The sequence below is a fragment of the Neopusillimonas aromaticivorans genome (assembly GCF_030344915.1).
GTDB lineage: Bacteria > Pseudomonadota > Gammaproteobacteria > Burkholderiales > Burkholderiaceae_B > Neopusillimonas > Neopusillimonas aromaticivorans.
The window spans coordinates 1259784-1278002 of sequence record NZ_CP128233.1 but is presented as its reverse complement, the minus strand read 5'-3'; the positions used below and the strand labels follow the sequence as shown (position 1 = coordinate 1278002).

15 protein-coding genes and 7 pseudogenes are annotated in these 18219 nt (G+C 59.2%); 9 read left to right on the top strand and 13 right to left on the bottom strand.

Annotated features, from left to right (window positions below):
- Positions 1 to 14 precede the first annotated feature (14 nt).
- From N7E01_RS06865 to N7E01_RS06835, 7 genes and pseudogenes are all read right to left on the bottom strand, one after another.
- Positions 15 to 989, bottom strand: a pseudogene (locus N7E01_RS06865) (phosphate/phosphite/phosphonate ABC transporter substrate-binding protein); the annotation flags it as partial.
- Between the two features lie 106 nt (positions 990 to 1095).
- A complete protein-coding gene (locus tag N7E01_RS06860; RefSeq protein WP_289175119.1) occupies positions 1096 to 1704 on the bottom strand; it encodes an SCO family protein in 609 nt (202 codons plus the stop codon).
- A pseudogene (gene cyoE, locus N7E01_RS06855) lies at positions 1701 to 2589 on the bottom strand (heme o synthase). The gene N7E01_RS06860 and the pseudogene cyoE overlap by 4 nt, the downstream one beginning before the upstream one ends.
- Positions 2586 to 3594 (bottom strand): annotated as a pseudogene (locus N7E01_RS06850) (COX15/CtaA family protein). The pseudogenes cyoE and N7E01_RS06850 overlap by 4 nt, the downstream one beginning before the upstream one ends.
- Positions 3595 to 3601: 7 nt before the next feature.
- Positions 3602 to 4273 (bottom strand): SCO family protein, encoded by a 672-nt coding sequence (locus N7E01_RS06845; RefSeq protein ID WP_289175118.1) that lies wholly within the window; start codon positions 4271 to 4273, stop codon positions 3602 to 3604.
- Positions 4274 to 4439: 166 nt separating this feature from the next.
- Positions 4440 to 4739 carry an SURF1 family protein gene (locus N7E01_RS06840; RefSeq protein ID WP_289175116.1) on the bottom strand — a complete coding sequence of 100 codons (300 nt, stop codon included), beginning with the start codon at positions 4737 to 4739 and terminating at the stop codon, positions 4440 to 4442.
- Positions 4642 to 5139, bottom strand: coding sequence for an SURF1 family protein (locus N7E01_RS06835; RefSeq protein ID WP_289175114.1), 498 nt, complete (start codon positions 5137 to 5139; stop codon positions 4642 to 4644). The genes N7E01_RS06840 and N7E01_RS06835 overlap by 98 nt, the downstream gene beginning before the upstream one ends.
- Before the next feature lie 36 nt (positions 5140 to 5175).
- Between N7E01_RS06835 and N7E01_RS06830 the strand changes: the two genes are divergently transcribed.
- Positions 5176 to 5385 carry a twin transmembrane helix small protein gene (locus N7E01_RS06830; protein WP_289175112.1) on the top strand — a complete coding sequence of 70 codons (210 nt, stop codon included), beginning with the start codon at positions 5176 to 5178 and terminating at the stop codon, positions 5383 to 5385.
- Between the two features lie 186 nt (positions 5386 to 5571).
- Here N7E01_RS06830 and N7E01_RS06825 read toward each other — a convergent pair whose 3' ends face one another.
- The 5 genes and pseudogenes from N7E01_RS06825 to coxB all read right to left on the bottom strand — a co-directional run bounded on the left by N7E01_RS06825 (position 5572) and on the right by coxB (position 9687).
- The gene (locus tag N7E01_RS06825; protein ID WP_289175111.1) at positions 5572 to 6447 is read right to left on the bottom strand and encodes a cytochrome c oxidase subunit 3; all 876 of its coding nucleotides are present in this window, start codon (positions 6445 to 6447) and stop codon (positions 5572 to 5574) included.
- A 36-nt stretch (positions 6448 to 6483) separates the two neighbouring features.
- The gene (locus N7E01_RS06820) at positions 6484 to 6708 is read right to left on the bottom strand and encodes a DUF2970 domain-containing protein (RefSeq protein ID WP_289175109.1); all 225 of its coding nucleotides are present in this window, start codon (positions 6706 to 6708) and stop codon (positions 6484 to 6486) included.
- Between the two features lie 19 nt (positions 6709 to 6727).
- Positions 6728 to 6835 (bottom strand): cytochrome oxidase small assembly protein, encoded by a 108-nt coding sequence (locus tag N7E01_RS06815; RefSeq protein ID WP_289175108.1) that lies wholly within the window; start codon positions 6833 to 6835, stop codon positions 6728 to 6730.
- Between the two features lie 14 nt (positions 6836 to 6849).
- Positions 6850 to 8445: pseudogene (gene ctaD / locus N7E01_RS06810) on the bottom strand (cytochrome c oxidase subunit I).
- 85 nt (positions 8446 to 8530) lie between these two features.
- A pseudogene (gene coxB, locus N7E01_RS06805) lies at positions 8531 to 9687 on the bottom strand (cytochrome c oxidase subunit II).
- Between the two features lie 219 nt (positions 9688 to 9906).
- Here coxB and N7E01_RS06800 point away from each other — a divergent pair.
- From N7E01_RS06800 to N7E01_RS06775, 7 genes and pseudogenes are all read left to right on the top strand, one after another.
- Positions 9907 to 10721, top strand: a pseudogene (locus N7E01_RS06800) (NUDIX hydrolase).
- A gap of 40 nt (positions 10722 to 10761) precedes the next feature.
- The gene (locus tag N7E01_RS06795) at positions 10762 to 10953 is read left to right on the top strand and encodes a hypothetical protein (protein ID WP_289175106.1); all 192 of its coding nucleotides are present in this window, start codon (positions 10762 to 10764) and stop codon (positions 10951 to 10953) included.
- Positions 10934 to 11536 (top strand): PhaM family polyhydroxyalkanoate granule multifunctional regulatory protein, encoded by a 603-nt coding sequence (locus N7E01_RS06790; protein ID WP_289175104.1) that lies wholly within the window; start codon positions 10934 to 10936, stop codon positions 11534 to 11536. The genes N7E01_RS06795 and N7E01_RS06790 overlap by 20 nt, the downstream gene beginning before the upstream one ends.
- Before the next feature lie 125 nt (positions 11537 to 11661).
- On the top strand, positions 11662 to 13029 hold the full coding sequence (gene glmU, locus N7E01_RS06785; RefSeq protein ID WP_289175102.1) for a bifunctional UDP-N-acetylglucosamine diphosphorylase/glucosamine-1-phosphate N-acetyltransferase GlmU: 1368 nt from the start codon (positions 11662 to 11664) through the stop codon (positions 13027 to 13029).
- 105 nt (positions 13030 to 13134) lie between these two features.
- The gene (locus N7E01_RS06780) at positions 13135 to 14040 is read left to right on the top strand and encodes an MFS transporter (protein ID WP_350495007.1); all 906 of its coding nucleotides are present in this window, start codon (positions 13135 to 13137) and stop codon (positions 14038 to 14040) included.
- A 165-nt stretch (positions 14041 to 14205) separates the two neighbouring features.
- The gene (locus tag N7E01_RS18630; protein WP_350494977.1) at positions 14206 to 14433 is read left to right on the top strand and encodes a hypothetical protein; all 228 of its coding nucleotides are present in this window, start codon (positions 14206 to 14208) and stop codon (positions 14431 to 14433) included.
- A gap of 48 nt (positions 14434 to 14481) precedes the next feature.
- Positions 14482 to 15546 carry a glycosyltransferase family 4 protein gene (locus tag N7E01_RS06775; protein ID WP_289175100.1) on the top strand — a complete coding sequence of 355 codons (1065 nt, stop codon included), beginning with the start codon at positions 14482 to 14484 and terminating at the stop codon, positions 15544 to 15546.
- A 62-nt stretch (positions 15547 to 15608) separates the two neighbouring features.
- Here N7E01_RS06775 and N7E01_RS06770 read toward each other — a convergent pair.
- A pseudogene (locus N7E01_RS06770) lies at positions 15609 to 16150 on the bottom strand (Lrp/AsnC family transcriptional regulator).
- 235 nt (positions 16151 to 16385) lie between these two features.
- Between N7E01_RS06770 and glmS the strand changes: the two are divergent.
- Entirely contained in the window at positions 16386 to 18218 is a 1833-nt protein-coding gene (gene glmS, locus N7E01_RS06765; protein WP_289175099.1) for a glutamine--fructose-6-phosphate transaminase (isomerizing), read from the top strand.
- Position 18219 lies beyond the last annotated feature (1 nt).

The window sequence follows — 18219 nt, the reverse complement described above, 5'->3', positions numbered from 1 at the left end:
ATGGTAAACCCGTAAATGCCCGCTGCAAGCGCAGCCGGGTCGTCGGGCTCAAGGGCCAGCAGCGCGGCTGAAATGCGACGGCTGATGTCGTGACCCACGTGGCTGAGCGCAGCAACCGCCCATTCGGGGTACAACGGTGTAGTCACCTGGAAAGGGAAGCCGGGCCACTGGATCGGTTCAATGACGACCAGCTCATCAGGTTGCAGGCGGCCTTCTTTGACCATGGCCTCCAGTACACCAGACCGGATGAAGCCTGCGTCGGCCCGGCCTTGCATGACCGCAGTGATGATCTTGTCGTGCGGGTTGCCCAGTTCGATGAAATTGATCTGCTTGAGGTTGACTCCGTGTCGCATCAGCCAGTGCCGCCTGTGCGGTATACCCGCCCAGATACTGTTTGCCCGCTATGGCTACCGATTTTCCGTCAAGGTCGTCCAGGCGATTCAGGTCATTGCGGTCAGCCCGGCGGATGATGACACCCCCAGTTGCGATACGGCATGGCCTTGTTCAAGCGTGACCTGGGTGGCAATCGCACCGGAAAGTAGCCCGTTAACCCGCAGGCTGATGTAATGCACCGGGTTGGTGAATACGACGTCCAGCAGCCCATTGCCTACGGCTTCGGCCATTTCTTCTTGATCAAGAAAGTGCAGGTGGATGTCATGATCAGGAAGGTGTTGTTGCAGATAGCTGGCCAGGGGCTGCCACATGGGGCGCAGGATGTCGGCGGGCCGATAATTGAATACCCCGATTTGCAGGCGTTGATGCGTAGCCGCCGTGCTTGTTGAGGCCGTGGCATTCGACGGCGTGGCGTTTACCTTGTAGTGGCCGGTGACATTGGCTCCGCTTCCGGTTGTTGTGGCCGCCGCTGCCGCGACGATTAACGAGAGAAAAATCAGGAGCGTCAGGGTGGCGACGAGGCAAAGGGCCTGTCGGATCGGGCGCGGCTGGCGTTGACGCGGCAGATGGTGGAAAACGGGGGTTTGATCAGGCAAGAGGTCAGGTCTGGCGGGCCAGGAGGAGTTCGGGTTTGGCAAGGAGGCGATTCCGGCAGATTAGAAGACATTGGGTTCGATCTGCCGGTGCTTCAGTGGCAAATACTCAATTGAGTATTGATTTTATATCTTTGGCAAGGTCTTGGGCCGATGAGATGCCACTGGCCAGCACGCGTGCCTGACCGTTCTTGTCGAACAGATAAAACGAAGCGCTGTGATCCATGGTGTAGCTGTTGTTCGCCTTGTCGGGGACTTTTGCGTAATAGGCTTTGAACGACTTTGCGGTTTGTTGCAGCTGTTGCGGCGTACCGGTCAGGCCGACAAAGCTGTTGTCGAAGGCCTTGACGTAGCGGGCCATGATTTCAGGGGTGTCGCGTTCAGGGTCGACGCTGATCATGGCGATCTGGACTTCGCCTGCGCGATCACCCAGAAGCTGCAGGGTTTGGGCCAGTTGTGCCAGTGCAGTCGGGCAAACGTCAGGACAATGGGTAAAGCCGAAAAATACCACCAGCGCCTTGCCTTTGTAGTCGGCCAATGTGCGTGGTTGACCTGTGTGGTCGAGCATGGCCAGTTCTTTGCCCAGCCCGGTTCCGGAAATATCGGTGCCTGAAAAGGATGGCTTGGGTTCGGGCCCGCACGCGGTCAGCAATGTGCTTAACCCCAAGGCAACGGCCAGCTTCAGACTGGCACGACGAGAGGGTGAAAAAGAAGTCACAGCAGCATTACCCAATGATCGACCAGCAGTGCAAGGAACAGCAGTGACAGGTACAGAATTGAAAAGCGGAACAGTCTGCGCGAAAGCGCGTCGGAGTAGTTGCGGTACAGCTGCCACGCGTACCCGACAAACATGCCGCTGAGGACGATGGCACAGGCCAGATAGAGCACCCCGCTCATGCGGATCATGAAGGGCAGGAGTGTGGATGCGAACAGTACCAGGCTATACAGGAAGATATGCAGCAGGGTGAACTGCTGCCCGTGGGTAATCGGCAGCATGGGCAGGCCCGATTCCGCGTAGTCGGTGTTGCGGTACAAGGCCAGCGCCCAGAAGTGGGGGGCGTCCAGATAAAAATGATCAGGACCAGCACCCAGGCCTCGGCGGGCACCGCGTTGGCCACAGCCGCCCAGCCCAGGGCGGGCGGCATGGCCCCGGACAGCCCTCCGATGACGATGTTCTGGGGGTCAGGGGCTTCAGGATGATGGTGTAAATAATGGCATAGCCCACAAAGGTGGCGAAGGTCAGCCACATGGTGAGCGGGTTGACCCAATGGTAGAGCACCAGCATGCCGGCACCGCCCAGTATCCCGGACATGACCAGTACCTGGGTGTTGGTAATGGTGCCCTGCGCCGTCGCGCGGCGGGCCGTGCGCTGCATTTTGGCGTCAACTTCCTGCTCGATAAGACAGTTGATTGCGAAGGCGGCTGCGGCCAGCAGCCAGATGCCTGCGGTACCTGCGACCACGGGCTGCCATGCGGGCAGGCCGGGTGTGGCCAGAAACATGCCGATAATGGCGCAAAAGACGGCCAGTTGCGTGACGCGTGGCTTGGTGAGGACCCAGTATTGGCGCCAGAGGCCGGGGTGTTGGAGCGATGCGGTGTTCATGGCGTTATTGTAGTCTGGCGCGTGCCCGCCAGGCGAACCAGCAGGGTCGTTGAGAACAGTACCAGACCCGCAGCGCCGCCGTTATGCAGAACGGCAATCAGCAAGGGCCATTCGAAAAAGATGGTGGTCAGGCCTGTGAATAATTGGGCCAGCAACAGCAGCAAAATGGCGTTGGCCGGTGTGCTCAGGCCGGGTTCTTTGCGCAGCTTCAGGGCAAGAAACCCCAGGTATGCAAAGACGACAAAGGCAAAGTTGCGGTGCACCCAGTGGATGGCGGTCAAGGCTTGCTGCGAGATCATCTCGCCCGACGGCAGTTCGCCCAAAGCTCGAATCAATGAAAAACCACCGTGCAAGTCCATGGGGGTACCCACTGGCCGTTACAGGTCGGGAAGTCCATGCACGCAAGCGCCGCGTAGTTGGTACTGACCCAGCCGCCCAGGGCGATCTGGACAAATACCAGAATAAAGCCCAGCGCCATCCAGGGAAACCAGCGCGCGGCCTGCGGCGAGAGCGCCGGGTGTTCTTTGACGCGAACGGCCAGCCAGGTCATCAGGGCCAGCAGTGTCATGCCGCCCAGCAAGTGGATGGTGACGATGATGGGCATCAGTTTCAGGGTTACCGTCCAGGCGCCGAAGGCACCTTGAACACAAACGGCGATCAGGGTAACAATTGCCAGGCGCGGCGTATGCCCGAGTGTTTTACGGTGCCGCCATGCCATGATGACGATGAGGATGATCAGCAGGCCTAACAGGGCACCGACATAACGGTGGATCATTTCGATCCAGGCTTTCGGGAAGCTGACCGGCCCGTAGGGCATCGTTTCGACCGCCTGGCGGATGTGCTCGGAGGCGCCAAGGGGGTTACCTTGCCGTAGCAGCCTGGCCAGTCCGGGCAGCCCAGGCCCGAGTCGGTCAGGCGTACAAAAGCACCGAACATGATCAGGTCAAGCGTCAGAAACCAGGTGAAAAACACCAGCTTGCGGTAGCGGGCTTTGATAGCGTCGATCATGGTGTCAGCCGATGCGCGAGTGGTAGATCAGTTTGCTCAGGTCTTTACGTACTTTGGGCCCGCGCTCTTCGGGCGCAGTGCCGTCGTCGGGCGGGAATTCCAGCATCAGATTGCCCAATGGGTCCACCACCCACATGGGTTGTGCCAGGGTTTGTGCCGGGTTTGCACCGGGCTGCGCTACCGTGTTGGAGGTCAGGTAGCTGGCGAGTTTTTCAGGGTCAGCCCGCAGCATGACCGTGCCAATATACGCATCCTGAACGACCTGGGGGACTTCAGCGTCATCGGTGATGAACCAGACGCGGGCCACCCGCTCGACGTTCTTGCCTTGTGCTGCGTGCGAGTTACGCAGGATGAACAGCTTTTCAACACACGATTCAGGGCATGCCGCCTGGTCGGCAGTCATCAGCAGCCATTTACCTTTCAGGCTGGCCAGGTCGAACGGTTGGCCATCAAGGGTTGTCAGCCCCAGACTGTCCGCGGCGGGGATGGGGCGCTGCGGTTGAATCAGCTGGCCGTAGTTTTTTGTGCCATCGGGGCGCAGCCCGAGTGCCGGAACATAGTAGGCCAGCAGGGCGAAGACAACCGGAGCCAGACACAGGACGAGAATCCAGATCAGAGGTTTGATCGAACGCGGCTTGACCGCTGATGAGGGCGGACGGGGAGTAGTGCTAACCACAGTTATTCCTTTTGTAAAGCAATTGTGCCGCGTGATGACCGACGCCGCAGGGTGCGCCAGGCCAGAACCAGCCATGCGCCTGCCGCAATGGCCGCAAAGGCAAACCACTGCACGGCATAGCCCCGGTTCTTGTCCGCATCGAGTGACGGAGTTGGCCAGTTTTGAATCAGGGGGTGCCGTCTTCCAGTGCGGCGGCCGAGGTTTGTTGCAGCACAGCAGGCAGCAATTTTATGCCAGTTACGGCAGCAAAGTTTTCAAGGTCGATATTCTGTACTTCCAGCGGCGCTTGCACGGCCGCCGGGTCGGCGGGCAGGCCGGCGTTTGTTGTGCCGCCCAGGGTACCCAGATCAAACAGCCGAGGGACGTGTTCACGCAGTTCGCCCTGGATGGTCTGGAGGCCGGTCGGGGCCGACAGTGGGGGCAACGTTGCGTTGGCCCCCAGTGGCCGGGGTATCCAGCCCCGCAATACCAGAATGGCCCGATCGCTGGCAGCGACGGTTGCGGGTGACAAGTCGGCCGAGGGGTGTTGCGGGTTCGGGAGTGCGCAGATGCGGACAGCGCCAGCGGGTGGCCACCCAATAGCCCGGGCGGCCTTCAAGGTTGCGGTTTGCCAGAAGCACGGTATACCGGTTCAGCCATTGGCCCGTAACCTGGGCCGCACGCCAGTCTTGCAGATCTGGTGCGGATGCGTCGGGGCCGAGGGTTAGCGGGGTGGCCTGACGGCCGGCCATGATCCGGGCGTGAATGGCTTCGCGCTCGGCGGCGCGCCCCAGCTGCCACCGGCCAAGCGAGGCGCAAACCACCGCCACCACCGCCAGGAGGATAAACGCAGCAAGGATACGAAATGAAAAAGAAGCGTTGGCCATGTCTGCGATAATTATAGTTTCTTCAGAGAGGGCCGCATGCGCTTCATTGTGATTCTGGTGTTTCTGGGCATTCTGGCCAGTCTGGCGTCGGCATTTGTGTACCTCATGCGCGACAAGGGTGGCAGTAATCGCACGGTCAATGCCTTGACGATCCGTATCGGCTTGTCGATTGCCCTGTTTCTGTTCTTGTTGTTCGCCAATTACATGGGCTGGATTCAAAGTACTGGAATCGGCCTGAGACAATAGGGTCGTGCGGGCCTGGGTGGGCCCTGTCGGCAGATGCCTGCGCCCGCAGGGTCTGTGTTACCGGTTTCGAACAACGACAAACGGATGCAGCGGGAACGGATATAAAAAAACGGCAAACTGTTTATGCAGTTTGCCGTTTTAATCAGCCCGGCGTTAACGCCGGGCCAGTTGTAGCCGATACGCCGGTTAGAACCAGTAGATGAACAGGTACAGACCCAGCCACACGACGTCAACAAAGTGCCAGTACCAGGCCGCCCCTTCGAAACCGAAGTGGTTGTCGGCGGTGAAGTGGCCTTTCATGACACGGAAGAAGATGACCAGCAACATGGTGGCGCCCAGAATGACGTGGAAGCCGTGGAAGCCAGTGAGCAAGTAGAACAACGAACCATAAGCCCCTGAATTGAATTTCAGGTTCAGGTCGTTGTAGGCGTGGATGTATTCGTAGGCCTGGCAGGCCACGAAGATGAAGCCCAGAATGACTGTAGAGGCCAGCCAGAATGCTGTTTTACCACGCTGACCCGCGCGCAGTGCGTGGTGGGCAATGGTCAGGGTCAGGCCGGATGTCAGCAGCAGTGCCGTATTGATTGTGGGCAGCCAGAACGGGCCGACAGTCTGGAACTCTTCAACGATGCCGGCAGGGCCGAAGTTGGGCCATGCTGCAGTGAAGTTGGGCCACAACATGTTCTGGTGGTCGATGCTGGCCAGCCAGGGCGTAGTGATTTCACGCACGTACCACAGCGACCCGAAGAATGCTGCAAAGAACATGACTTCGGAGAAGATGAACCAGGCCATGCTCCAGCGGTACGAGTGGTCGACGCGCTGGCTGTTGAGGCCGGCTTCGGATTCGCGGATGGCATCGCCAAACCAGCCCCACAAGACGACAAACAGCATCAGCAGACCGGCGCCGACCATATAGGGGGCGAACGAAATGCTGTTGACCCAAAGTGCAGCGCCAATCAGGACGATCAGCAGCGCGACGCTGGCCCGCACCGGGTGTGCGGAATCGGCGGGCACGTAGTAGTAAGGTGCCTTACCGTCGGTAACCGAGTGACTTGCACTCATGGTGTTCTCCTAGTTATTGAATTTTTACAAACCGGTTCAAACCGCTTGGGCGACGAACCATTGTGCCACCAGGACCAGCCCGACCACAAACAGTATCGTGCCAATGACGGCGGCGACAATGAGGTGGACGGGGTTGAGTTTGGCGATATCTTCGCTGTAACCCTTGCCCTTTCGCACGCCAAAGAACCCCCAAAGTACAGCCTTGAGTGTCTGGAAAAAATTCAGTTTGCGTTGCGAAAGTTCTCGGATGTCTTTGCTCATGAGTAACCTGGTACAAAAATTAACCACCAATGCCGCCGCGGTAAATGACCCAACCCATGATCGCAAAGACGATGGCGGCGAGGATCAACCCGGTGATGCGGTTGCGGCGACGTTGTTCTGGTGTCATTTGTGTGCGTGGCCTTATTTGACGACGGGCGGTGTTTCGAAGGTGTGGAACGGTGCGGGAGATGGCACTGTCCATTCAAGGCCTTCAGCGCCTTCCCATGGCTTGGCTGATGCGATTTCACCACGACCCGAGTAGGCCTTGAGCACAACGTAAACAAAGATCAGCTGCGACAGGCCGAACCAGAAGGCACCGATGGTGGCGATCTGGTGGAAGTCGGTGAACTGTGCGGCGTAGTCGGCATAACGACGCGGCATGCCGGCCAGACCCAGTGAAGTGCATCGGGAAGAAGGTGACGTTGAACGAGATCATGGTCATCCAGAAGTGCCATTTGCCCAGACGCTCGTCGTACATGCGGCCTGTCCATTTGGGCAGCCAGTAGTAGGCGCCGCCAAACAGGGCAAACAACGAACCGGCAACCAGCACGTAGTGGAAGTGAGCCACAACGTAGTACGTGTCATGCACGGCGATGTCGATGGGGGCCATTGAGAGGATCAGGCCGGTGAAGCCACCGATGGTGAACACGAACAGGAACCCGATCGAGAACAGCATGGGGGTTTCGAACGTCATGGAGCCGCGCCACATGGTGGCCACCCAGTTGAAGATCTTCACGCCGGTAGGTACCGAAATGAGCATGGTGGCATACATGAAGTACAGCTGGCCGGTAACGGGCATGCCGGTGGTGTACATGTGGTGCGCCCAAACCAGGAACGACAGGATCGCGATGGCGGCTGTTGCGTACACCATGGAGGCATAGCCGAACAGTTTCTTGCGCGAGAACGCCGGAATGATGGCCGACACAATACCAAATGCCGGCAGAATCATGATGTACACCTCGGGGTGGCCGAAGAACCAGAATACGTGCTGGTAAAGAACGGGGTCACCACCGGCGGCGGCGTTGAAGAACGCGGTGCCGAAGTGACGGTCGGTGAGCAGCATGGTGACTGCTGCGGCCAGAACAGGCATCACGGCAATAAGCAGGTAAGCCGTGATGAGCCATGTCCAGCAGAACAGCGGCATTTTCATCAGGGTCATGCCAGGTGCGCGCATGTTCAGGATGGTCACCACGATGTTGATCGCACCCATGATGGATGAGGCACCCAGGATGTGAACGCCGAAAATGGCCAGGTCCATGCCCATGCCCATTTGCAGGGTGAGCGGTGCGTACATGGTCCAGCCTGCGGCCATGGCGCCACCGGGTACGAAGAACGATGCGGTGAACAGAATGGCACCGACGGGCAACAGCCAGAAGCTGAAGTTGTTCATGCGTGCAAAGGCCATATCGGATGCGCCGATTTGCAGGGGATCATCCAGTTGGCGAAGCCTACAAACGCGGGCATGACCGCGCCGAACACCATGATGATGCCGTGCAGTGTCGTGAACTGGTTGAACAATTCGGGCTGGAAGAATTGCAGACCGGGCGAGAAGAGCTCGGTACGCAGCAACAAGGCCAGCGTGCCGCCTTCAAGCAGCATGATGAACGAGAAGATGAGGTACATCGTCCCGATATCTTTGTGGTTGGTAGCGAACAGCCACCGGCGCCAGCCGGTAGGTACGCCATGGTGGGCGTGATCATCGTGCCCGTGGACGTGATCGGCAGTAACACTGCTCATGGTGGACTCCTTCCTACTTTTCCCGGGGCAGGCAAGCCGCCCCGGCAGAAAAACTTGTGAATTGAATTACAGGTGCCAACAAGGGTTAGCGTAATGCCGAAACAGCGGCAGGTTGTACGACGGGTTCCTGACCTTTGCCCGCATTGCCCCAGGCGTTGCGGATGTAGGTGCTGACAGCAGCGATTTCAACATCATTGAACTGGTCGCGGAAGGCGGCCATGGCCGTGCCGTTAACGCCATTCAGCAGCGTGAGAATCTGGTTTTTGGCTGGGCCCATGACGACAGCGCTGCCGTCGAGTGCCGGGAAGGCGGGCGGATTACCCTTGCCGCTGGCCTGGTGGCAGGCAACGCAGGCCGATGCGTAAACTTTTTCACCACGGGTGACCAGTTCTTCTTTGGTCCACTCTTTGGTGGGGTCGTCAGCGGCACTGGCCAAGGCTTTCTGCTGCTCGGCAGCCCACTTGTCGTAGTCTTCTTGCGAAACGACGTTGACAACGATGGGCATGTACGCGTGGTCTTTACCGCACAATTCGGCGCATTGGCCGCGGTAAGTGCCGATTTTCTCGGCGCGGAACCAGGTGTCGCGCAGGAAGCCGGGGATTGCGTCTTGTTTCACGCCGAGCTCGGGCACCATCCAGGAGTGAATCACGTCACCGGCCGTAAGGACGATGCGGACTTTCTTGCCCACCGGCACGACCAGCGGGTTATCCACTTCCATGAGGTAGAACTCACCGGGTGGCTCGAGGCCGAGGCGCTGCGACATGGGGGTCGTCAGGTTGGACATGAATTCGACGCCGGCAGCCGGGCCATCAACGTACTCGTAGCCCCATTTCCACTGGTAACCGGTGACCTTGACGGTGAGGTCGGCGCTTGAAGTGTCTTTCATGGCAACCACGGTACGTGTGGCGGGCAGCGCCATGCCAATGACGATCAGGAAAGGAATGATGGTCCAGGCGATTTCGACGCCAACGTGCTCGTGGAACTTGGCCGGGACAGCGCCGCGTGCTTTGCGGTGCATGATCACGGAGTAGAACATGACCCCGAAAACACCCACGAAAATGACCAGACAGATGATGATCATCATCCAGTGCAGCCAGGCAATATCGTTGGCGATCTGTGTGACACCGGTGGTGAGGTTAAGCTGGTTAACCTTGGGCCCCCCGGCATATCTGCAACCTGTGCACTTGCCATGCTTGCGGAAAGCAAAGCGCCAGCGCCCAGTACCCCTCTCAACTTCTTCATGCTGACCTCGAAATACGGTGTGCCTTCGCCCGTTGGCAGTTTTAATTAATAGGCCGTAATCAAGAGGCCTGCGGCGAACGCACAATTATCAGATGGCAAGCGCGTAGTACTACGGCCTATGAAAACACTTGCCCCATTGAATTGCTTTTAAACCGCAGAATTATAGCGAACATGCGCAGGTCGTGGGGTAAATGGCCGTGCTTCCACTACAATCGCGGCATGAACATTACCTTGCCATCGTCTCTTTCAGCGGCCGTGTCGACCCGTTATCGTGAACTGTTGCCGCGCATCCAGCAGCTGCCTCCCGTCGGGGCGCGTCCACTCACTGTTGCCGGCAGGGTCAGCGGCTGGATCACCGCGCGTGCCACGCAGGCCGTTGCAGGCTTGCCCGGCGTTCAGGTGACCCCCGAAGCGGTGCATGTCCAGTCGCATCATGGGCGCGGTCTGACGCTTGATGCGGTGTTGCAGACGATGGCTGAAACCCTGAAGGCAGCAGGGTGTTTGCGCGGCTGGCGCGACGAGTTGCTGGATGTTGTCGGCGAAGGGCAGGTGCTGGGTGTTATCGAGCGTGCGGCCTTGCGGCCCTGGGGCTATTGACGCGTGCGGTTCATTTAAATGCCTGGACCCCGGACGGCCGTTTGTATGTGGCGCGCCGGGCAGCGACCAAAACGACCGACCCCGACAGGCTGGATACGCTGGTTGGCGGGTTGTCTGCGGCAGGCGAGACGCTGGATACTTCGCTTTTGCGCGAAAGTCATGAAGAGGCCGGGTTGTTGCCCGAAATGCTGGTCACGCGTACCCCCGTCCGGGTCATTACCCGGATGCACCGGCGATTGCCGGAAGGTTATCAGGTTGAGGATGCCCTGGTCAGCGAGTGTGTGCTTGACGCATCGGTATGTCCGGTCAATCAGGATGGTGAGGTCAGCGAGATTCTGACGCTTGACATTGACGAGGTTTGGGACCGGGTGCTGGCAGACGACTTTACCCTTGAAGCCGAATTGGTGGTGCTTGACTGTCTGATGCGCTTAAAATGAACTCATCTGCGCCGGCGGCGCGTTTGGCCAAGGAGGCATCATGACAAGCTCGACTACCAATCCTTTTGCGTTACCGGGTTTTGCTCAAATGGGTGACGCTACGCAGAACCCCATGCTGGCCAGCATGGAAATGATGCGTCATGCCTGGCAGAACCTGGCCGGTGCCGGTGCCGGCGCGGGTGCGCTTGGCGGCACGGCCATGGTCGCCCCCCATGAGCCTCGAAGAACTTGACCGCCGCATCAACGAACTGCGCACTGTCGAGAACTGGTTGCGCATGAACTTGTCGATGCTCAGCAGCACCATCCAGGGCATGGAAGTCCAGCGTGCCACAATCGCCACCCTGAAGTCGTTCGTGTCCCCGGCCGCCGAAGGCGGTGCCGACGCCCCTTCGGCACTTGAGGTTGCGCTTGGGCTCAAGCCGTCAGGTCAGGCCAAGATCAAGCATGCGTCCGATGCGCCTTCGCCCCGGTCTGGCGGTACGTCGTCTTCATCATTTTCGGCATCGTCATCCACGTTTTCCTCTGCTGCGCCCGAGTCTGGGACGGCCTCGGTGTCATCGGTCCTGCCCGGGGTCGGCTCGGCGGATGCCTGGTGGGGCATGCTGCAGCAGCAGTTCGACAGCCTGGCCACGGCGACAGCCGCAGGCCTGAAGAATGCTGAAAGTGTTGTGGCCTCGGCAGGGAACGCGGCCACAACCGCATCCAAGGGGCCGCTGCCACGGTTTCGAGTATGTCGTCGGGGCTGGGGCAGGCGGTGTCGGGTCTGGCCGCTCAGGCCAAGCCGGCGCGCGCCTCAAAAAGACGCAGGCGGCTGAGCCTGGTGCTTCCCGTGCGGCGGTTAAGTCGACGACAACGTCCCGCGCTCCTCGAAAGCGGCCGACTGCGCCGAAATCGGCCTCCTGATCCACTTTCTTACACCCTTTAGGTTAATCCCCGTTTCATGTTGAATATCGTTATTTTGGCGGCAGGTTTGGGCAAGCGTATGCAGTCCAGCTTGCCCAAGGTGCTGCACGCCGTTGCCGGCAAATCGATGCTGGCGCATGTCATTGAAAACGCCCGCATGCTTGAGCCGTCGCGTATTGTGGTTGTTGTCGGGCATGGTGCCGATGCCGTGAAAGCGGCATTTGCACACGAGGCCGGTCTTGATTTTGTACTGCAAAGCCCACAGCAAGGAACCGGGCATGCGGTTATGCAAGCCGTACCGGTGCTGGATGACGACCCGCAAAGCGTTACCCTGGTGCTGTACGGCGATGTGCCTCTGGTGCAGTCCAATACCTTGCGCAACTTGCTGGACGCATGCGGGGGCGGGGTGGCTATCCTTACCGAGAAGCTGTCAGACCCGACGGGCTATGGCCGGATTGTCCGCAATGGCAGCGGGCAGGTGCAGCGTATCGTCGAGCATAAAGATGCCACTGCCGAAGAACTGACCCTTAACGAAGTCAATACGGGCATTCTGGCAGCGCCGACGGCCCGGCTCAAGCACTGGTTGTCGCAGTTGCGTAATGATAACGCGCAGGGCGAGTACTACCTTACCGATATCATCGGCATGGCGGTTGCTGAAGGCATCTCGGTGGGGGCGGCGCATCCGTCCGCGTCCTGGGAAACCCTCGGGGTCAACAGTCGCGCGCAGCAGGCCCAGCTTGAACGCCTTTGGCAGGCCGAACAGGCGCGTCGTCTGCTGGACGACGGCGTTACTTTGGCAGACCCCGGGCGTTTCGATTTGCGCGGTACATTGCAATGCGGCCGCGATGTTTTCATTGACGTGGGCTGTGTGTTCGAAGGCCACGTTGTGCTCGAAGACGGGGTACGTGTCGGCCCGCATTGCGTCATACGCCATTCCCATGTTGGCGCCGGCACGTTCATTGATGCCTTCAGTCACCTTGATAACGCCCGTATCGGCCAGAGCGCCCGCATCGGGCCTTATGCGCGTCTGCGTCCGGGTGCCGACATCGGTGATACGGCGCATGTCGGGAATTTTGTCGAAATCAAGAATAGTCAGTTGGGTAAAGGGTCCAAAGCCAACCACCTGGCCTACATTGGTGATGCCCATGTCGGTGAGCGTGTCAATATCGGTGCGGGTACCATTACGTGTAACTACGATGGCGTCAACAAGTTTCAGACGGTCATTGAAGATGACGTCTTCATTGGTTCGGACACCCAGCTGGTTGCGCCAGTCCGGGTTGGCAAGGGGGCCACGCTGGGGGCTGGCACAACCCTCACCAAAGATGCTCCGGCAGGGCAGTTGACGCTGTCGCGCACACGTCAGCAAACGGTTCCCGGTTGGCAGCGTCCGGTCAAAAAGTCATGAGGCCAGGGTCAGCGTTGTGACTGTCATCGAATCTCCTGCTCACGCAGCGGCATCGGCGCCCGACGGGCTGCCGATGCCGCGCCGCTTTGGGCTATTGTCACGTTGATGGTCAGTCTGGCGATTTCCGCGCTGGATGTCACCATGGCGAATGTGGCTCTTCCGGCGATTGCCGCCGATCTGGGCATCGAACCGCGCAAGGTGGTTTGGGTCATGATCGCCTACAACGTGACCATGCTTGTCACCTTGTTGCCGTTGTCGGCACTGGCCGAGCGTGTCGGTTTCCGACGCATGTTTGTGGTCGGCATCAGTCTGTTCATGTTCTGGGCCGTGGCTGTTGCGTTGTCCAATTCGTTCACCATGCTCATGGTGGCCCGCACGATTCAGGCCGTGGGTACGTCAATGCTGATGTGCATGTTTGGCGGCATGGTGCGCAACATTTACCCGGCCTCGCAGTTGGGGTTCGGTATCAGCCTCAACTCGCTGATTGTGTCGGTGATGGCTGTGTTGGGGCCGACGCTGGGTGCGTTCATTATCGAGTGGCTGTCCTGGCAGTGGATGTTTTTCCTTTATATCCCGGCGTGTATTGCGACGTATTTCGGGGTCAGGTTCCTGCCCGATGTGCCGCGGGTATCGCGGCCCTTCGATTGGCTGGCGTGCGGGCTGAGTGCGCTGGCGCTGGGGTTGTTTGTGATCGGCCTCGACCTGTTGCTCAGTGCGACATCGTGGGCTCTGGTTGCCTTGCTGGTCGCTGCCATCGCCGGGGTGCTGCTGTACCAGCGCTCGCATGTGCAGGATGCCCCGGTGGTTCCGCTTGATTTGTTACGGGTCAAGCCGGTGGCATATGCCGTGGGGGCTTCTGCCGCTGTGTTTGCCGGTCAAACCACGGCGTTCGTGGCGTTTCCGTTTTACCTGATCAGTGTGTTGGGCTATGGCTATGCCGAAATCGGTATCCTGATGGGGGTGGGCTATCGGTTCGGCCATCATGGCGCCGGTGTCCGGTTATTTGTCTGACCGTTATCCGGTGGCCGTGCTGTGCGGTATTGGCGCCACATTTTCTGCCGGTGGGCTGATCTGGATCCTGCTGATGCCTGAAGGGGCCTCGCTGGTGTCGACCTGGATGCCCATGCTGGTGGGTGGGCTTGGTTTTGGTTTTTCCAGTCGCCCAACAATCGGGCGATGCTGGCGGGTGCGCCGCGCCATCGCAGCGCTGCGGCCGGCGGGTTGCAGGCCACCACGCGGGTGTTCGGCCAAAGCGTTGGTACGGCATTGGCGGCGGTGGCGTTTCAGGCTGGCGGGCCGTATGGGGCTTCGGTTGCGATCGGTGTCGGTATCACACTGGCGCTATCAGCGCTCGTCATCAATATCGTGCGTCACTTTGATCCGTCGGCAGGTCTCGACGCCTAGCACTGCTCCGCTTTTTGCCGCATCTGCGGTATTGAAACAGGTTGATTCATGCGCATTTTGCTGCTTAATTTTGAGCGGGGTTGGCGGGGTGGTGAGCGTCAGACACTGTTTTGTCTGGAGCAGTTCCGGCTCCAGGGGCATGATGCGCAGTTGTTGGCGCGCCGAGGTCAGCCCCTGGCTTTGGCTGCCCGTCAGGCCGGGTTTGTCGTACATGAGGTAGCCAGTGTGGCGGGCCTGGTGGCGTTTTTGCTGGTGCGGGGGCGTCGTTTCGATATTCTGCATGCGCAAACGGCCAATACCCTGACCTGGCTGGCCGCGCTCAAGCCGGCTCTAGGTCGCCCGGTCGTTTTTACTCGTCGCACTGCTTTTCCGCTAACCGCTTCAAAAACTACCAAAACACTCTGGAAATGGCGTCGTGTCGATGGTTTTGTGGCGATCAGCGAAGCGGCTGCTGCAGAGCCCCGGCGCCTTGGTCTGTCCGTGTCCATCATTCGCAGTGCGGCCGTTCCGGTCGAACCCGATCGTGCGCGCATCGATGCACTGATTCAGCAGTATGGTCTGCAGCAGCGCCGCGTGATCGGTACGGCGGCGGCGTTGACGCGTGAAAAAGACCCTCTGACACTGATCCGTGCTGCCCATCATTTACGTAAAACCCATCCCGATGTCTTGTTTCTTCATTTTGGGGCCGATGGCGATGTGTCGTTTGCCGCCCGCCAGCTGGTTACCGAGTTGAATCTGGGGTCACACTACGTTTTCGCGGGTTTTGAGCCGGGTATCGAATCACTTTATTCTGCATTCGATGTGTTTGCCTTGTCTTCGGTTCATGAGGCGCTGGGCAGCAGTGTGCTGGATGCGTTTTATCAACGCGTGCCGGTGGTGGCCACCCGGGCCGGCGGTCTGGCCGAAGTGCTGGCCGATGAGCGCGGGATACTTTGCGATATTGCCGATTACCGTGCCATGGCGGCAGGGGTTGGTCGTTTACTCGATGATGCCGGGCTGCGTCAGGCCGTGACCGAGAAAGCGCATGCGTATGTCATGGCCGAGCACGGCGTTGCCATGATGGGGCAGCGCTACGTGTCGATTTATGAACGGCTGGTTTCCGGTGCGGGCTGAGTCGTGTTGATTCGTACCGGGGTGTTGTACCTGTTGCCAAGGCCAGGTCGTTAGCGGTGGGGCTACGCCGGCGGCAGGATCTGCACACGTGTGTCGAACTTGGCCCGATGCGTTGAAAAGAATGTGCGTACATTGCGAACATTGCGTTGCGAGGTGAACACCCGGTGGGCCAGCGCGTGGTAGGCCGGCATATCCGGAACGTTGGCTACGACAATGAAATCAGGGCCCGGCGACACCCGGTAGCACTGCACGATGGCTTCGTCTTGCATCATGTGTGCTTCGAAGATGGCGAAGTTTTCGGCCGTTTGTACGTCGAGTGTGATTTCGCAGATGGCGGTCAGGCTGTTGCCCAGCCGTTCGGGGTTAACGATGGCGACCTGTTTTTCGATGATGCCGGTTTGGATCAGCCGCCGGACACGGCGCAGGCAGGTGGGGGCGAGGTATGTACCTGTTGGGCCAGTTCCTGGTTGGTCAGGCTGGCATCGCGCTGTAAAACCTCCAGAATGCGTCGGTCAAGGCCGTCGAGCGCTGTCGCAGAGGCGGTTGGCCGTACTGGCGTTCCCGATGTGTGCAGGTGTGTTGCGGGTGTCGGGGGCGTTGTCATTCAGAGGCTCGCGTTGACGCCCCGAAGAGCATTTCTGGTAGCAGGGTTGAGTTGCGTTTGTGGGGCCGCAGGTCGCCCGCGTGTGCTTGAGTGTGTGTCATATGCAAAGGCAGGGGTGAAATATTATTTCATAGATTGCAGTCAAAGAAATTATATTTCACCAACGTATTAAATAAGAAATTTAATTTCTTTGACTATTGCGCACAATACGTTATCTCATCAAGGAGTTCCAGTTATGTGCGGTATTGTCGGCGCTGTTGCGCAACGTGATGTCACCCCTGTCCTGCTCGAAGGTTTGAAGCGGCTTGAGTACCGGGGCTACGATTCGTGTGGTGTGGCGGTTCACGCCGATGGCCAGCTGCGCCGGGCGCGCAGCACGCAACGGGTGGCTGAACTTGAGCGTGAAATCCAGGAGGGCCACCTTGGGGGGTTCACGGGTATTGCGCATACCCGCTGGGCGACCCATGGCGCACCGGCCACACATAACGCGCACCCCCATTTTTCGGGGCAAAGCCGCGGTACGGCCCGTATTGCGCTGGTGCATAACGGCATTATCGAAAACCACGACGAACTGCGTGCCGAGCTTGAGGCGGTGGGTTATGTGTTTGAAAGCCAGACCGATACCGAGGTCATCGCGCACCTGGTCGACCACTTGTATACCGCCGATCTGTTCGAGGCCGTTCAGCAGGCAACACGGCGTCTGGCGGGGGCCTACGCGATTGCGGTGTTCTGCCACGACGAGCCGCACCGCGTTGTCGGTGCCCGGCAAGGCTCGCCGCTGGTGGTGGGCCTGGGTCAGAATGAAAATTTCCTGGCCTCAGACGCGTTGGCGTTGGCCGGTACGACGGATCAGATCGTTTACCTTGAAGACGGTGACGTCGTAGACCTGCAGTTGTCGCGGGTATGGATTGTCGATGGGCAAGGTCAGCCGGTAGAGCGGGCTGTGCATACGGTGCACATTCATACCGGGGCGGCCGAACTGGGCCCGTATCGTCACTACATGCAGAAGGAAATTTTCGAGCAGCCGCGCGCCGTTGGCGATACGCTGCAGGACATCCAGAGCATTACGCCCGAACTGTTCGGTGACGGGGCGTACAAGGTGTTCAATGACATTGACAATGTATTGATCCTGGCTTGCGGTACCAGCTATTACGCCGGTGTGACCGCACGCTACTGGATCGAATCTATCGCCAAAATACCGGTCAACGTTGAAATTGCCAGTGAATATCGTTACCGCGACAGCGTGCCGAATGCGCGTACGCTGGTGGTGACCATTTCGCAGTCGGGTGAAACGGCCGACACGCTGGCTGCGCTGAAGCATGCCCGTCACCTGGGCATGACGAATACACTGACGATCTGCAATGTGGCGACCAGCGCCATGGTGCGAGAATGCAAGCTGGCGTATATCACCCGTGCCGGGGTTGAAATTGGTGTAGCGTCAACCAAGGCGTTTACAACGCAGTTGACGGGGTTGTTCCTGTTGACACTGGCATTGGCCCAGGTCAAGGGGCGACTGACCGATGAACAAGAAGCCGGCTACCTGAAGGCGTTGCGTCACCTGCCGGTGGCGATTTCTGCCGTGTTGGCGCTTGAGCCTCAAATCATGGCGTGGGCCGACCGCTTTGCCAGCAAAGAGAATGCGCTGTTCCTGGGGCGCGGCATGCATTACCCGATTGCCCTTGAAGGGGCCTTGAAGCTTAAAGAGATCAGTTATATCCATGCCGAGGCGTATCCGGCTGGCGAATTGAAGCATGGCCCGCTGGCGCTGGTCACCGACCAGATCCCGGTGGTTACGATTGCGCCGCGCGACGAACTGCTTGAAAAACTGAAGTCGAACATGCAAGAGGTGCGCGCGCGCGGTGGCGAACTGTATGTGTTCGCCGATGCCGATACAAAAATTGTGGCGGCACCCGGCATGCATGTGATTCGCATGCCCGAGAATTATGGCAAGCTGTCGCCGATCTTGCATACGGTGCCGTTGCAATTGCTGGCCTATCATACGGCCTGCGCACGCGGCACCGATGTGGATAAACCGCGTAATCTGGCTAAAAGTGTGACGGTTGAGTAGG

What these genes read in the sequence shown, in the direction of transcription:
- N7E01_RS18630 (WP_350494977.1), top strand. Translation starts at nt 14,206, where the DNA reads ATGCTGGCGGGTGCGCCGCGCCATCGCAGCGCTGCGGCCGGCGGGTTG.
- N7E01_RS06830 (WP_289175112.1), top strand. Translation starts at nt 5,176, where the DNA reads ATGCGCTTCATTGTGATTCTGGTGTTTCTGGGCATTCTGGCCAGTCTG.
- N7E01_RS06820 (WP_289175109.1), bottom strand. Translation starts at nt 6,708, where the DNA reads ATGAGCAAAGACATCCGAGAACTTTCGCAACGCAAACTGAATTTTTTC.
- N7E01_RS06790 (WP_289175104.1), top strand. Translation starts at nt 10,934, where the DNA reads ATGAGCCTCGAAGAACTTGACCGCCGCATCAACGAACTGCGCACTGTC.
- N7E01_RS06775 (WP_289175100.1), top strand. Translation starts at nt 14,482, where the DNA reads ATGCGCATTTTGCTGCTTAATTTTGAGCGGGGTTGGCGGGGTGGTGAG.
- glmS (WP_289175099.1), top strand. Translation starts at nt 16,386, where the DNA reads ATGTGCGGTATTGTCGGCGCTGTTGCGCAACGTGATGTCACCCCTGTC.
- N7E01_RS06835 (WP_289175114.1), bottom strand. Translation starts at nt 5,139, where the DNA reads ATGGCCAACGCTTCTTTTTCATTTCGTATCCTTGCTGCGTTTATCCTC.
- N7E01_RS06780 (WP_350495007.1), top strand. Translation starts at nt 13,135, where the DNA reads ATGGTCAGTCTGGCGATTTCCGCGCTGGATGTCACCATGGCGAATGTG.
- N7E01_RS06815 (WP_289175108.1), bottom strand. Translation starts at nt 6,835, where the DNA reads ATGACACCAGAACAACGTCGCCGCAACCGCATCACCGGGTTGATCCTC.
- N7E01_RS06825 (WP_289175111.1), bottom strand. Translation starts at nt 6,447, where the DNA reads ATGAGTGCAAGTCACTCGGTTACCGACGGTAAGGCACCTTACTACTAC.
- N7E01_RS06795 (WP_289175106.1), top strand. Translation starts at nt 10,762, where the DNA reads ATGACAAGCTCGACTACCAATCCTTTTGCGTTACCGGGTTTTGCTCAA.
- glmU (WP_289175102.1), top strand. Translation starts at nt 11,662, where the DNA reads ATGTTGAATATCGTTATTTTGGCGGCAGGTTTGGGCAAGCGTATGCAG.